Origin of the sequence: Caulobacter soli (assembly GCF_011045195.1) — a bacterium.
In the GTDB taxonomy this organism is placed as follows: domain Bacteria; phylum Pseudomonadota; class Alphaproteobacteria; order Caulobacterales; family Caulobacteraceae; genus Caulobacter; species Caulobacter soli.
Window position 1 is genome coordinate 5,075,776 of sequence record NZ_CP049199.1, and the last position, 13,535, is coordinate 5,089,310.

At 67.0% G+C, this 13,535-nt stretch carries 12 protein-coding genes; 3 read left to right on the forward strand and 9 right to left on the reverse strand.

Going from position 1 to position 13,535, the window contains the following annotated elements; genetic code table 11:
- Positions 1–63 precede the first annotated feature (63 nt).
- The 4 genes from G3M62_RS23665 to G3M62_RS23680 all read right to left on the reverse strand — a co-directional run bounded on the left by G3M62_RS23665 (position 64) and on the right by G3M62_RS23680 (position 3,205).
- Positions 64–1,467 (reverse strand): pyridoxal-phosphate dependent enzyme, encoded by a 1,404-nt coding sequence (locus G3M62_RS23665; RefSeq protein WP_165190990.1) that lies wholly within the window; start codon positions 1,465–1,467, stop codon positions 64–66.
- Between the two features lie 90 nt (positions 1,468–1,557).
- On the reverse strand, positions 1,558–1,791 hold the full coding sequence (locus tag G3M62_RS23670; RefSeq protein WP_165190991.1) for a hypothetical protein: 234 nt from the start codon (positions 1,789–1,791) through the stop codon (positions 1,558–1,560).
- Between the two features lie 149 nt (positions 1,792–1,940).
- On the reverse strand, positions 1,941–2,594 hold the full coding sequence (gene fsa / locus G3M62_RS23675; protein WP_019848227.1) for a fructose-6-phosphate aldolase: 654 nt from the start codon (positions 2,592–2,594) through the stop codon (positions 1,941–1,943).
- Positions 2,595–2,668: 74 nt separating this feature from the next.
- The gene (locus G3M62_RS23680; protein WP_165190992.1) at positions 2,669–3,205 is read right to left on the reverse strand and encodes a D-glycero-alpha-D-manno-heptose-1,7-bisphosphate 7-phosphatase; all 537 of its coding nucleotides are present in this window, start codon (positions 3,203–3,205) and stop codon (positions 2,669–2,671) included.
- A gap of 110 nt (positions 3,206–3,315) precedes the next feature.
- On the opposite strand from G3M62_RS23680, the gene G3M62_RS23685 reads away from it, so the two are divergent.
- Entirely contained in the window at positions 3,316–4,479 is a 1,164-nt protein-coding gene (locus tag G3M62_RS23685) for an AGE family epimerase/isomerase (RefSeq protein WP_165190993.1), read from the forward strand.
- On the opposite strand, the gene G3M62_RS23690 is transcribed toward G3M62_RS23685, so the two are convergent.
- Together G3M62_RS23690 and G3M62_RS23695 are read right to left on the reverse strand one after the other, a co-directional pair.
- Positions 4,463–5,779: a mannose-1-phosphate guanylyltransferase/mannose-6-phosphate isomerase gene (locus G3M62_RS23690; protein WP_165190994.1), complete on the reverse strand. Its 1,317-nt coding sequence runs from the start codon at positions 5,777–5,779 to the stop codon at positions 4,463–4,465. The genes G3M62_RS23685 and G3M62_RS23690 overlap by 17 nt on opposite strands.
- A 102-nt stretch (positions 5,780–5,881) precedes the next feature.
- Positions 5,882–7,918, reverse strand: a complete 2,037-nt coding sequence (locus tag G3M62_RS23695) for an NAD(+) synthase (protein WP_165190995.1) — start codon at positions 7,916–7,918, stop codon at positions 5,882–5,884.
- 176 nt (positions 7,919–8,094) lie between these two features.
- Between G3M62_RS23695 and G3M62_RS23700 the strand changes: the two genes are divergently transcribed.
- Positions 8,095–9,144 (forward strand): transglutaminase domain-containing protein, encoded by a 1,050-nt coding sequence (locus G3M62_RS23700; protein ID WP_165190996.1) that lies wholly within the window; start codon positions 8,095–8,097, stop codon positions 9,142–9,144.
- Here G3M62_RS23700 and G3M62_RS23705 read toward each other — a convergent pair.
- The 3 genes from G3M62_RS23705 to G3M62_RS23715 are packed head-to-tail and all read right to left on the reverse strand — an operon-like array spanning position 9,108 to position 11,801.
- Positions 9,108–9,860: a polysaccharide deacetylase family protein gene (locus G3M62_RS23705; RefSeq protein WP_165190997.1), complete on the reverse strand. Its 753-nt coding sequence runs from the start codon at positions 9,858–9,860 to the stop codon at positions 9,108–9,110. The two genes, G3M62_RS23700 and G3M62_RS23705, sit on opposite strands and share 37 nt — an antisense overlap.
- Positions 9,857–10,777, reverse strand: coding sequence for a transferase (locus tag G3M62_RS23710; RefSeq protein WP_165190998.1), 921 nt, complete (start codon positions 10,775–10,777; stop codon positions 9,857–9,859). Before G3M62_RS23710 ends, G3M62_RS23705 begins: the two co-directional genes overlap by 4 nt.
- 19 nt (positions 10,778–10,796) lie before the next feature.
- Entirely contained in the window at positions 10,797–11,801 is a 1,005-nt protein-coding gene (locus G3M62_RS23715; protein WP_165190999.1) for a glycosyltransferase, read from the reverse strand.
- A 154-nt stretch (positions 11,802–11,955) separates the two neighbouring features.
- On the opposite strand from G3M62_RS23715, the gene G3M62_RS23720 reads away from it, so the two are divergent.
- The gene (locus G3M62_RS23720; protein ID WP_165191000.1) at positions 11,956–13,518 is read left to right on the forward strand and encodes a glycosyltransferase; all 1,563 of its coding nucleotides are present in this window, start codon (positions 11,956–11,958) and stop codon (positions 13,516–13,518) included.
- Positions 13,519–13,535 lie beyond the last annotated feature (17 nt).

Consider the following 13,535-nt stretch of genomic DNA (forward strand, 5'->3'; position numbering starts at 1 on the left):
GACGAAGCGTGACACGAAGAGTGGTGCGGGCGAGCGCGTCCGGCAAGCCGGACGAACGCGGCCTCAGGCGCTCATGCGCAGGTGGTTGATCAGGTCCACCCGAGTGATCACGCCCACGAACTCGTCGCCGTCGCAGACCAGGGCCACCTCGTCGCGGTCGAACACGTCGGGCAGGGCGTCGACGCCCTGGGTGGATTGCAGGGTGTTGACCGCCCGGGTCATGGCCGCGCTGACCAGGGTCTTGAACTTCGGGCCGCGAGCGTCGTCGTCCACCCCCTCGACGGCGGCCAGGATGTCGCTCTCGTCGAGAATGCCGACCAGCTTGCCGTGGTCGACCACCGGCAGCTGGCTGATGTCGCCGCTGCGCATGCGGTTGTAGGCGGTCAGCAGGGTGTCGTCCGGCCCGATGGCCACCACGCCGCCGTCGGCGTAGCGCTTGGCGATCAGGTCGCGCAGGTCGCCGTGCAGCTCGCGCTGGTCGAAGCCGTGGGCGGCCAGCCACATGTCGTTGAACATCTTGGTCAGGTATTTGGCGCCGGTATCGCAGACGAGCGTCACCACCCGCTTGGGCTCGGTCTGGGCCTGGCAATAGCGCAGCGCCGCCGCCAGCAGGGTGCCCGAGGACGACCCGGCCAGGATCCCCTCCTTGCGCAGCAGCAGGCGGGCGGTGTCGACGCTCTCGCGGTCGCTGATCGAATAGGCGTGCCTGACCAGGTCCATCTGGGCGTTGGCCGGGATGAAGTCCTCGCCGATGCCTTCGACGATCCACGAGCCGGCCTCGCCATAGGTTCCGGTCGCCACGTAGTCGCAAAGGATCGAGCCGACCGGGTCGGCCAGCACCATCTCCGTCTTGGGCGAATGCCGGGCCATGAACCGGCCGACGCCCGTCAGGGTGCCGCCCGAGCCGACGCCCACGACCACCGCGTCGATGTCGCCACCCATCTGCTCGAAGATCTCGGGCGCGGTCGTGGTCTCGTGGGCCAGCGGATTGGCCGGATTCTCGAACTGGTTGACGTAGATCGAGCCGGGGATCGACTGGGCCAGGGTCTGGGCCATGTCCTGATAGTATTCCGGATGGCCCTTGCCGACGTCGCTGCGGGTCAGGCGAACGTCCACGCCCATGGCCCGCAGATGCAGGATCTTCTCGCGCGCCATCTTGTCCGGCACGATCAGGATCAGCTTGTAGCCCTTCAGGGTCGCCACCTGGGCCAGGCCCAGTCCCGTATTGCCGGCCGTCGCCTCGATGATCGTCCCGCCCGGCTTGAGGCTGCCGTCGGCCTCGGCCGCCTCGATCATCGAGCGCGCCACCCGGTCCTTGATCGAGCCGCCGGGGTTCTGGTTTTCCAGCTTCAGAAACAGCCGGCACGGACCGGTGTCGAGGTTGCGAACCTCGATCATCGGCGTGCGGCCAATCAGCTCGAGCGCGGAACCGACGACCGAAGGAAGGGCGGATTTGGGGTCATTCATGGCGCAACTCGGCGACAGAGAGAAATGATCTCCCTATCTAAGCCCGTTTCACGAAAGCGCAAACGGCGTTACGCGAGCTTGACCCTAACCCTAGGCCCCACAGGCGGTCAGGCGATCCATCCGCCATTCGCGGGCGAACTTGCGGCCCACCACCACGTCTTCGAACACCACCTTGCGGCGGGCGCCGGTCAGATCCGGATCGTCGTGGATCATCACGAAGGGAAAGCCGTTGCGCGACAGGAAGGCCTGGATGAATCCCGAGAAGCGCAGGGCCTCCTCGGCCGAGGCGAGACAGATGTCGATGACGACGTCAGCGGCGTTCATAGGCGCGCTCCCGATGGGTTACCGCGACCTTAACGCACGAACTCGCAAATGCGAACAGCCTTCGCGGTCGCAAAATAAAACGGCCCCGGATTTCTCCGGGGCCGCCCTAAAATCGAACATCGTTCGCCCAGATTGGAAGGCGGACGCCTTTAGAGAATGGATTGGCCCGTGCCCGCCCAATCCTTCAGGAACTGCTCCAGGCCCTTGTCGGTCAGCGGATGCTTGAACAGGTCGCCGAACACGGCCGGCGGGATGGTCACCACGTCGGCGCCGACGATGGCCGCGTCCTTGACGTGGGCGACGTTGCGCACCGAGGCGGCCAGGATTTCGGTCTCATAGCCGTAGTTGTCGTAGATGGCGCGGATGTCGCGGATCAGGTCCATGCCGTCGAAGCCGTAGTCGTCCAGGCGGCCGATGAACGGCGAGACGTAGGTCGCGCCGGCCTTGGCGGCCAGCAGGGCTTGGGTCGGCGAGAAGCACAGGGTGACGTTGGTCGAGATGCCCTCGCCGGCGAAGGCCGCGCAGGCGATCAGGCCGTCACGGGTCAGCGGGATCTTCACCACCACGTTAGGCGCGATCGCGGCCAGCTTCTTGCCCTCGGCGATCATCGCCTCGTGGGTGGTGGCGGCCACCTCGGCGCTGATCGGACCCGGCACCAGGTCGCAGATCTCGGCGATCACTTCGAGCATCGGCCGGCCCGCCTTGGCGATCAGGGTCGGGTTGGTGGTCACCCCATCCACCAGGCCGGTCGAGGCCAGGTCGGCGATGACCTTGGTGTCGGTGCTGTCGAGGAAGATCTGCATGGGCCTGCGCTTTTGCTTTGAAGTTTCAGGCTCGTTTATCCGTCCCGAGGGTCCGCGCCAAGCCGGGAAAGCCCCTAGGCGCCGGATGGAAATCGCTCACCGAGGCTTTCGCGCAGGAAGGCCAGCAGGTCGCCGCCCCGAAACCGCAGCCCCTCGACGCCGGCGCGGCGCGCGGCCTCGACGTCCGAACCCTTGTCGCCCACCAGAACGGTCTCCTCGGGCGCCAGAGACCAGTCGGCCAGCCCGCGCAGGATCATGCCGGGATTGGGCTTGCGATCGGGATGGTCGGGATGGCGATAACGGTCGTCGACGGCGTCCTCGTGATGGGGCGCCACATAGAAGGCGTCGATCCGGCCGCCCACTGGAGCCAACCCCGCCTGCAAGGCGTCATGAAAGAGGTCGACCTGCGCCTCGGTGAAATAGCCCCGCGCCACGCCCGACTGGTTGGTGACGACCAGCACCTTCACCCCGGCCGCGTTCAACGTCGCGACCGCCTGGCGGGCCCCCTCGATCCAGTCCAGCCGCTCAGGCTCGCAGACATAGCCGTGGTCGAGGTTCAGCACCCCGTCGCGATCGAAGAACACGGCTTTCAATGGCGCTTTTTCAGACATGCCTCCGCCTTACGCCAGGCCCCAACGCGCGACAAGGCGAGCGGCGCTTGGCGAACCCAGGCGAGGCGGCCTAGAACGGCCCCAGCTCCAGGCCATCCCGAGGATCACCGATGACCGACGACTTCGCCCGTCTTGTCCGCCTGCGCGACGAGCTCAAGACCTGGGCCCTGGACCAGGCCTTTCCGATCTGGTGGGACGTCGGCGCCGACAAGGTCCAGGGCGGCTTCTTCGAGAAGATCGCCCTGGACGGAACCCCGGTCGAGGCCCCACGCCGGGCGCGGGTTCAGCCGCGCCAGATCTATTCCTACGCCGTGGCCGGACTGCTGGGCTGGGACGGTCCGTGGAAACAGGCCCTGGAACACGGGCTGGACTTCTATCTGAGCAAGTATCGCCGTCCCGACGGCTTCATGCGCACCCTGGTGGCCAGCGACGGCTCGCCCCTGGACGACAAGGTCGACCTCTATGACCAGGCCTTCGGCCTGTTCGGCCTGGCCATGGCCAGCTCGGTCCTGCCCGAGCGCGACGACCTGCCGGCCCTGGGCGTCAGCCTGCGCCAGGCCCTCTACGACACGCTCAAGCACCCCGTGGCCGGGTTTGAGGAAACCCGCCCGCGCACCCTGCCCCTGCTGTCCAACCCGCACATGCACCTGTTCGAGGCCAGCCTGGCCTGGATCGAGACCGGTCTCGACGCTGATGGCGGCTGGCGCGCCATGGCCGACGAGATCGCGGGGCTGGCCCTGGCCAAGTTCATCGACCCCAAGAGCGGCGGCCTGCGCGAGTATTACGACGGCGACTGGAACCCCGCCCCGGGCGTGGACGGCCGGATCGTCGAACCGGGCCACCAGTTCGAATGGGCCTGGCTGCTGCTGCGCTGGGGCCAGCTGGCCGGACGCGACGACGCGACCAGGGCCGCCCTGCGGATGATCGAGATCGGCGAGGGTCCCGGCGTCGATCCCAAGCGTGGCGTGGCGATCTTCGCTCTGCTGGACGACATGAGCGTGCATGACGACATCGCCCGCCTGTGGGCCCAGACCGAACAGATCAAGGCCGGCGTGCTGGCCGCCCGGGTGACCGGCGACGCGCGCTGGTGGACCACGGCCGCCAATGGCGCCGAGGCCTTGCTGAAGTATTTCGATGTGCCGGTGAAGGGCCTGTGGCGCGACAAGCTGCGGGCGGACGGGACCTTCGTCGAAGAGGCCGCCCCCGCCAGCTCGTTCTATCACATCGTCTGCGCGATCCTGGAGCTGGACCGGGCCGTCAGCGCCAGGTCGTGACCAGCACCGAGGCGGCGGTGGCCGCCCGGACCTCGACCGGCGCGCCCAGGTCCTGGCGGGCGCCGGCCGCGAGGCTTTCCGCCCCGGCGGTCAGGGCGCCGTCCAGCACCTGGATCGAGCCGACCGGCAGTTCGGCGACCGCCCCGGCTTCCAGACGCCACAGCTGAACCACCGCGCCGGGCGTGCTGGTCACCGGCTGGCGCTCGACGCCGCCGCTGAAGGCGATGGCGTGACGGTGGGCGATGTCGCGACCACTGGCCTTGAGCACGTCGACCAGGGTCTTGACGGCCTGGGCGTCGTCGCGGCGGCAGACCAGCACGGCGTCGGGCTCGGCGACGATCAGCAGGTCGGCCACGCCGATCGCCCCAACGAACGGGCCGGACGAGCGGGCCAGCACGTTGGTGGTGTTGATCAGATGGATGTCGCCGCTGGCGGCGTTGCCCTCGGTGTCGCGGATCGAGGCTTCCCAGATCGCGTCCCAGGCGCCCAGGTCCGACCAGGTGAAGGCGGCCGGGGCCACGGCGGCGCGGGTGGTGCGCTCCATGACCGCGTAGTCCAGCGACTTCTTGGTGGTCGCGCCGAACGCCTCGCGGTCGAGGTGCAGCCGCACGCCGTCCCGCTGGCCCTTGGCGACCGAGGCCACGGCCCCGTCGCGGATCGCGGGTTCGAACACGGCCAGTTCGTCCAGCAGCGTCTTGGCCGTGAAGGCGAAGTTGCCGCTGTTCCAGTAGTAGCCGTCCTCGACATAGGCCTTGGCGGTGGCCAGGTCGGGCTTTTCGACGAAGGCCGCCACCGAGAACACGCCGCCGGCCAGCTTGTCGCCGGGCTTGATGTAGCCGAAGCCGGTCGCGGGCGAGGTCGGCTGAACCCCGAAGGTGACGATCAGGCCGGTCTTGGAGGCCTCGATGGCCACCAGCGCCGCTTCGCGGAAGACTTCCGGCTCGGCGATGTGGTGGTCGGCCGCCAGCATCAGCACCACCCCGTCGGGCGAGCGCGACTGCACATAGGCGGCGGCGGCGGCGATGGCCGGCGCGGAGTCGCGAGCCTCGGGCTCGATGATCACCGTCAGCTTGACGCCCAGCTCCAGCGCCTGGCGCTCGACCAGCTCGGCCATGGCCTTGCCCGTGACCACCACGATCTCGTCGGCCCCCGGCAGGTCCATGACCCGCAGGATGGTGTCCTGGAAGCTGGAACGATCGCCGATCAGCTTCAGGAACTGCTTGGGACGGTCGGCGCGCGAGGCGGGCCACAGGCGGGTTCCAGACCCGCCGCACAGGATCACAGGATAGGTCGCGACCAAGAAATCCCCCGGGGCACAAAAAGCGTCCCGACCTTAAAGCGTCGGACGATGTCAGTTAGCACATCGCTCCCGGCAAAATAGGGGCCAGGCGCCCGGGCCGATCTAAACCGGCACGCCCGCCTGCAATTCGGACAGCCAGGCGTCGGCCGTGGCGTCCGAGGGCATTCGCCAGTCGCCGCGCGGCGACAGGGCCCCGCCGGACGAGATCTTCGGGCCGTTGGGCATGGCCGAGCGCTTGAACTGGTTGGCGAAGAACCGCTTCAGGAATAGCTCCAGCCAGCGTTTGATCTCGGCAAGGTCGTAGGCGCGCCTGGCGTCGTCCGGGGTCCCGACCGGCCAGGCGCCCGCGGCGGCGTCATGCCAGGCGGTCCAGGCCAGGAAGGCGATCTTCGACGGCGCCATGCCGTAGCGGGTCAGATAGTAGAGATTGAAGTCCTGCAGGGCGTAGGGACCCACGAAGCTCTCGGTGGCCTGGACCTGCTCGCCCGGCACCAGCTCCGGCGAGATCTCGGTGGCCAGGATGTCTTCCAGCAGGTCGCCCGTCGCCGCGTCCACGTCGCCCGAGGCCGCCACGAAGCGAATCAGATGCTGGATCAAGGTCTTGGGCACCCCGGAATTGGGGTTGTAGTGGCTCATCTGGTCGCCGACCCCGTAGGTGCACCAGCCCAGCGCCAGTTCCGACAGGTCGCCGGTGCCCACCACCATGCCGTGGTGGTGATTGGCCAGGCGGAACAGATAGTCGGTGCGCAGGCCCGCCTGGACGTTCTCGAACGTCACGTCATAGACCGGCTCGCCCTGGGCGAACGGGTGGCCGAGGTCGGCCAGCATCTGACGGGCGGCGGGGCGGATGTCGATCTCGCCCGCCGTGACGCCGATCGCCTTCATCAGCGCCCAGGCGTTGGACTTGGTGCGGTCGGAGGTGGCGAAGCCCGGCAGGGTGTAGGCGAGGATGTCCGTGCGCGGCCGGCCCAGCTGATCCATGGCCTTGGCGGCGACGATCAGGGCGTGGGTCGAATCAAGACCGCCGGAGATCCCGATCACCAGGCTCTTGGACCCCGCCGCCTCGACGCGGCGCGCCAGGCCCTGAACCTGGATGTTGTAGGCCTCGTAGCAGTTCTCGGCCAGCTTGGCCGGATCGGACGGGGTGAACGGGAAGCGCTCGATCGGCCGGACCAGGGCCAGGTCGCCGGCCGGGGGCGTGAAATCCACCGAGACGATGCGATAGGGCCAGGCGGCGCCCAGCGCGTCGCCCGTGTCGTTGAAACTGCCGGTGCGCATGCGCTCCTGGCGCAGGCGGGCCACATCGATGTCTGCCATGACCATGGCGTCCTGCGTGGCGAAACGCGTGGTCTCCGCCAGCAACCCGCCCATCTCGTGAATGTCCGCGTGTCCGTCCCAGGCCAGATCGGTCGATGATTCTCCCGCCCCGGCGGCGGAATAGACATAGGCGGCGATGCAACGCGCGGATTGCGAGGCGCAGAGCAGCCGGCGCGTCTCGGACTTGCCGATCGTGATGTTGCTGGCCGACAGATTGAGCAGGATCTCGGCCCCCGCCAAGGCCGCCCGGGCGCTGGGCGGTATCGGAGTCCAGACGTCCTCGCATATCTCCACCCCGAAGGTGAACGGCGCGTCGCCTTCGGCCCGGAACAGGAGATCGACGCCGAACGGCGCCGAATGGCCGGCGACGACGATCTGACGACCTGTCACGCCCTGGCCGCTGCTGAACCAGCGGCGCTCGTAGAATTCACGATAGTTCGGCAGGTAGGTCTTGGGCGTAACGCCCAGTATGCGGCCCCGCCCGATGGTCACGGCGGTATTGTAGAGACGCCCCCCGTCGCGGAGCGGCGCGCCCACGACGATCGTCGTGCAGAAGCCGACGCTGGCCTCCACCAGCACGCCGATGGCCGTCTCCACCGCGGCGAGCAGGGCGTCCTGCTGGAACAGGTCGTCGATCGCGTAGCCGGAGAGATTCAGTTCGGGAAACACCGCCACGGCCACTCCGGCCGTTTCGGCCTCGCGCGCCATATGGATCACCCGCTGGGCGTTGGTCGCCGGATCCGCCAGTCGCACGCGCGGCACGCACGCGGCGACACGGGTCATGCCATGCGTGTAAGGGGAGAAAAACGACGGCTTGCTCACAGGCTAACCTTCCGGTGGCTAAAAACCGACTTCGGCGTAACGATGCAAGACGCGTGAAGCAAGGAACGACGTGACATAGTGTGTTCGTGAAGCTAAGTTTCGTTTCTTAAAGTTGTATTTTGGCTTTTCCCGCAATGGTTTCATCTTCGGCCCTTTCTGATGCTGCGGACGGCGTTGTGCTGCCGGCGCCGTCGGGCGCGGGTGCGGTCGTCTTCAAGGGCCTCAAGCCCATCAGCGCGGCGACGTTCCAGCGCTATGCCGTGCTGATGCCGCCGGGCGTCGAGCGACGCATCCAGGTGAGATTCGACGCCGAGAGCGACGAAGCGGGATCGTACGCCTGGAAGGTGATCTCCGACTGGTCCGCGGAGTCGCTCGTCGAGGTCGACCAAGGCGCGCCAGGCGTCTACAGCCTGCACGTCGATCTGCGGAGAGGCGAGAAGAGCGGCGCCCACTCGGTCGGCCAAACGCGCGCCATAAGCCTGGACGTCCTTGGCGGCCTCAGCGGCCAGGTCGCCGATCGTGTTCGGCGCGTGCATGTCTTCGAGGCCCCGGACCAGTGGTCGCCCCAGGCCCTGAAGGACTCGGGCTCAATCGCCGCCCTTACCGAGGCGATCACGGTGCTGTTCCCGTCCCGCGTGGACGCCCTGGTCGAGGCGACCGGCGGGTTGTCGCGGCGGGCGCTCCTGGCCGTACACGCCATGAACATGGTCTCCAGCCTCTACGTGTTCGGACAGCAGGACCCAAGCCAGGTCGGATGTGTCCTAAGCGCCATCGACGGCCCGATCCGCACCCCGGCCGACTATCTGGCCAGCCGGATCGGCTGCTGCCAGGACTTCAGCGCCGTGCTGGCCGCCGTGCTGGAAATGCTGGGCTTCGAGCATCGCGCGGTCTGCATACGCCGCGATCATATCTTCAACGAGGTCATGGTCGGCGGGCGCGGCCTCACCTTGGACGCCACCATCAACACGCTCTACACGCGGCCTTACGCGGAGGTGCTCACGCGTCCGGTCGAAGCGTTCGCCTGGCCGATCCGCTCGCTATCGACGGCGGGCGAACACAGGAAGGCGCTCGACGCCCTGATCGCTTTCCAGACCTTCGCCGTGGAGCTCTATGGCCCCGACGATCTGTTCTATTACGACCCCAAGGTCGTCTTCTCCGAAAACTACCACATCCTGTTGAAGGGTGGCGGCTACAGGGCTCTCGCCTCGGCGAACTTCCGGTCATAGGCGTCGCGGTTGGCCAGCACGTGGTTCATGTAGCCGATGAAGCGCTCATACTCCGCGGACTGGCGCTGAGCCTGGACTTCCCGCAAGGCGCGTAGCTTGTCGTCGGCGGTCTCGCCTTGCGAGATCCACCACACCGGGTGGGCGTTGAACTGCACGTCGACACCCTCGGCGAACAGGTCCAGCGGCGTCTTGGCGCGCCACCGCATCGAACTGTCGGCGACGTAGGTGAAGCGTTCGCGCATCGCGGCGGAATAGGCTTCGACCTGAAAAAGGCTCTCGATGTCGAAATAGGCCGAATCGGTCGGCACGTGCTGCGAGGCGCTGACCACCGGCTTGCCGACGATCGCGGAAAGCAGGTCGCGCTCGCGCCGAACCCGATCGACCGCCTGCTCGGCGTCGGCGATGTAGGACGAGTCCCAGTGGAGGCCGATTTCGTGACCCAGGTCGGTGATGGCGGCGATCGCCGCCCGGCCGGCCGCGTCCGTCGCCGCGTAGAAGTCGCAGCCCATCAGCACGAAATAGGTGGAGCGCACGCCCAGCCCGGTCTCGATCTCGGCCATCTGGCGCGCGTGGTCGAGGTCGAAATCCACGTCGTGGCGCAAGGCGACCGTCTTGCCTTCGCGGGCGATCGCCTCGCCAACGGGGACAAAGCCGTAGCCGGCGTCAAGGCCCGCACGGAGCACGGCGGCGTAGCCTTCAGGGGAAAAGGAAATCATTGATCGCCTCCGTCTTTCGCATTCGGCGGGCTCTCGTAGCGCGCCCGGATCCGCCGCGCGGGCGAACCGACGTAAACGCTGTTGGGCTCGAGATCGCGAATGGCGACGGCCCCGATGCCCAGCATGGTGTCGGCCCCGACACGGATGCCTTCCAAGATGGAGGCGTTGGGTCCGAGCCACACGCCCGCGCCCATTTTCACGCTGCCGCTGATCTCGGCGTGAGCGGTGATCACGCAGTTGGGGCCCATCAAAACGTTGTGGGCGACGTGAACGTGGTCATCGATCTTGGAATAGTTCTCGACGACGGTTGGGTCGATCGTGCCGGCGCACACCGTCGCCTGACAGCCGACCTCGACGAAATCGCCAAGGATCACCCCTCCGAGGTGCGGCAGTCGGATGTTGTTGCCGTTTTCATCGGTGTCGATGCCGAAGCCTTCTCCGCCTACCGTCGCGCCGCTGTGGATCACGCAACCCCGCCCCGTCTGCACGCGCGGACCGATCACGGCGTTGGGACGAACCTCGGTTTCAGGCCCGATCACGCACAGGGCGCCGATCGAAGCGCCGTGGGCGATCGAGGCGGTGGGGTCCACCGTGGCGGTGGGGTGAACAAAGGCCAGGGGCGAAATTCCGGGCTCGGGCTTGGTCGCGAAGAGACTCGTGGCCCGGGCGAAGGCCCCTCGCGGGTTGGGCGTGCGGATGTGCGGCGGCTTGAACGGCTGCTCACTGTCGGTCGGGATCAGAAAGAGGCTCTCAAGCTGGTCGCCGACCTGTTCGAACAGGGCCGCGCTGTCGCGATTGATAAATCCCATGCGGTTGGGCTGGGGACAATCCAGGGTGCAAAGACCCTTGATCAACAGATCCTCGCCCACCAGGTCGCCGCCCAGCAAAGCGGCGATTTGCGACGCGCGCACTTCCATGTTCCGGCCTCCTAGAATTTCAGCTGTAGAGTTCGATCAGACGCGGAGACACGACACGACGATCGTGGCGCGCCTCGACATAGGCCCGGGAGCGTCGACCGATGCCCTCCCAATCGGACCGGCGCTCGATCGCCTGCAGCAGGATGCTTTCGATGTCGTAGGGCGTCGCGCTGATCATCGGCAGGTCTTCGGAATAAATGTCGCGCAGGTCGTCGCGGATATAGCCCAGCGTGGGCACGCCGCGCGCCATGGCCTCGACCGCGAACACGCCGTAGGCGCCGGCCAGCAGCTGGTCGACGACCAGGTCGGCGTTGGCGATCTCCTCCATGACCTCGGCGTGGGTGCGCTGGGTCATCAGCCTCAGGTCCACCTTGACCCCTCGGGCCGCCAGTCGCTCGCAGGCGTTCTGCAGGTGGACCGAGCCCTTCAGGTCCAGCGCGGAGGGCGCGTGGACGATGCGCACCACGTCGGGATCACGCTCGTGGACCGGCAAGCCGGCGGCCTCGGCGTCGAGCTCCTGCAGGTCGACCGGCTGGGGCAGGAAGGTGGCGTTGGGCGCGAACTCCTGGATGTCGGGCGTATAGACCACGGCCCGCCGCCCAAGACCCCTGGCCACCTCCCGCGCCTGAAGCCTGTTGCGATTGCAGGCCATGGGCCAGCAGGCCTGGCAGGCGTTGATCGGATACTTCCGCTGGACGACCTTCGAGTCGCGGATGTCGCACCCATGAAAGTGCATCACGACCTTTTTTCCGGCCATCTTGAGGAAGCGAATGTCCTCCAGACCGTCGCCCCACAGCGAATAGCCGAAATGGAAATTGAAGATGTCGTAGTCGAGCATCGCGGAGAGCGCGTGGTCGGCGGTGAAGCTGGTGATGGTCTGGTCGACGTCACGCTGATAGACGCCAGCCGGGAAACAAATCGCCCGGGACGAGAGCCCGATTTCGCGTTCGGTCTTGGCCAGAATTCCCGGTATGCCGGCGATGTTGAAGGGGCCGTGATAAACCCTGGGCTGTTGCTTCATCATCGGACCATGACGCCTGGGCTCGCCGCCCACGACGCGGTAGTACCGCGCGCCGGGGCGGACAGGCAACCCGATTAAAAAAGGCCAGGGTTGCGCGTGGGTGACGATGATGCCACACCGGCCGTCGGTCTAAGATACGCTGGGGCGTAGCAAATTCATGCGCATCGTCATGCTGACGGACGACTCCAACTCGATCGACCGTCGCATTCTTCTCGAGGCTGACGCGCTGATCGCCAAGGGTCACGAAGTCATACTCCTCGCCCGTCACCTCGACGGATTGCCTGACGGAGCACGGATCAACGAGCTCAAGGTGGCGTACGTCAAGTTGAGCTCGACCTGGCTGGCCAAGCCCTCCGTCAAAGGCCTGGTCATCGGGTTCGCGCGGCGGATGCAGGCGGTCGCCAAGACCTGCGCCAAGGGCGCGGTTCGCACGCGCCTGAGCCGACTCAAGAGCATCATCCTGCGCCTCTATGCCTGGCTCGTGGCCGTGCGCGCCTCGCCCGAGGTCTATTTGCGCCGCGATTTCGCCCGCGTATTCGATTCCTGGACCCCGCTGCCTCGCCGCGCGATGATCGCGGGACGCCTGCTGGCCGCGGGCGCCATGGGCTTGGCCCTCGAGATCGCCCGCTTCGTGCGCCGCCCACGCCGCGGCTTGAAATTCGCCGGTCCCTCGCACCTGGCCCACCCCATGAAGCCGCACGCCTGGGATCAGGCGTTGATCGATTGGGCGACCTATTACGATCCCGACCTGATCCACGCGCACGATCTGCCCCAGCTGTTTGCTGGCGTCACCGTGGCGCGAAAGCTGGGCGTGCCGCTGATCTACGACGCCCACGAGGTCTATCCCGAGATTTCCAGCCTGACCGCCGCCGAGAAGACCTTCCTGCTCGCCCGCGAGAGCGCGCTGGTCAAGCACTGCGACGCCCTGATCACGGTCAACCCGTTCTGCGGCCACTTCATGGAAAAGCGCTACGGCAGCAAGCCGTTCGAGGTGATCACCAACGCCACGGAACGCACGCCGGCTCTCGAAGCCAACCCGCGTCCGCGCCGCTTCCATGAAAAGCTTGGCCTGCCGGCGGACGTGCGCGTGCTCTGCTACCAGGGATGGTTCTCAAAGGAAGGCCGTGGCCTGGCCGAACTGGTGGCGGCGATGGCCGACGTGCGAGAGGACGTCCATCTCGTGATGATCGGCTACGGCGACCGCGAGTATTTCCGGGGAATCGCCGAAAGGTCGGGCTGCACCGAACGGGTCCATATCCTGGACGCCGTGCCCTGGACCGAACTGCTGGAATGGAGCGCCTCGGCCGATGTCGGGATCATCCCGTACCAACCGATCGACTTCAATCACAAGTTCTGCTCGCCCAACAAGCTCTACGAATTCATCGCCGCCCGTCTGCCGATCCTGGCCAATGATCTGGTCTATCTGCGCCAGGTCATCGAGGGCGAGGGCTTTGGCATGGTCGCCGAGTTGACCAACCCCGCCAACATGGCCGCGGCGATCAACACCATGTTCGACCCCGAGACCGATATCGTCAGCCGCTCGCGGCAGGACATGATCGCGAAGGGTCCCGCCTGGGAATGGCCGGTCGAGGCGGAAAAGCTTCTGGCCATCTATGACCGGGTGATCGCCCGTTCGCCGGACAAGGGGCTGCGCTCGCCCGTGATCCACCCGCGCCTGCGCGCGGAAGCGGAACGGTCCACGCCTCGGGCGGCGGCGTAATCGCGGGCGACGCCGCG

Bases quoted from the DNA above. Each gene is read 5' to 3' on its own strand.
- G3M62_RS23685 (WP_165190993.1), top strand. From the start codon at position 3,316: ATGACCGACGACTTCGCCCGTCTTGTCCGCCTGCGCGACGAGCTCAAG.
- G3M62_RS23715 (WP_165190999.1), bottom strand. From the start codon at position 11,801: ATGATGAAGCAACAGCCCAGGGTTTATCACGGCCCCTTCAACATCGCC.
- G3M62_RS23710 (WP_165190998.1), bottom strand. From the start codon at position 10,777: ATGGAAGTGCGCGCGTCGCAAATCGCCGCTTTGCTGGGCGGCGACCTG.
- G3M62_RS23720 (WP_165191000.1), top strand. From the start codon at position 11,956: ATGCGCATCGTCATGCTGACGGACGACTCCAACTCGATCGACCGTCGC.
- G3M62_RS23705 (WP_165190997.1), bottom strand. From the start codon at position 9,860: ATGATTTCCTTTTCCCCTGAAGGCTACGCCGCCGTGCTCCGTGCGGGC.
- G3M62_RS23665 (WP_165190990.1), bottom strand. From the start codon at position 1,467: ATGAATGACCCCAAATCCGCCCTTCCTTCGGTCGTCGGTTCCGCGCTC.
- G3M62_RS23670 (WP_165190991.1), bottom strand. From the start codon at position 1,791: ATGAACGCCGCTGACGTCGTCATCGACATCTGTCTCGCCTCGGCCGAG.
- fsa (WP_019848227.1), bottom strand. From the start codon at position 2,594: ATGCAGATCTTCCTCGACAGCACCGACACCAAGGTCATCGCCGACCTG.
- G3M62_RS23680 (WP_165190992.1), bottom strand. From the start codon at position 3,205: ATGTCTGAAAAAGCGCCATTGAAAGCCGTGTTCTTCGATCGCGACGGG.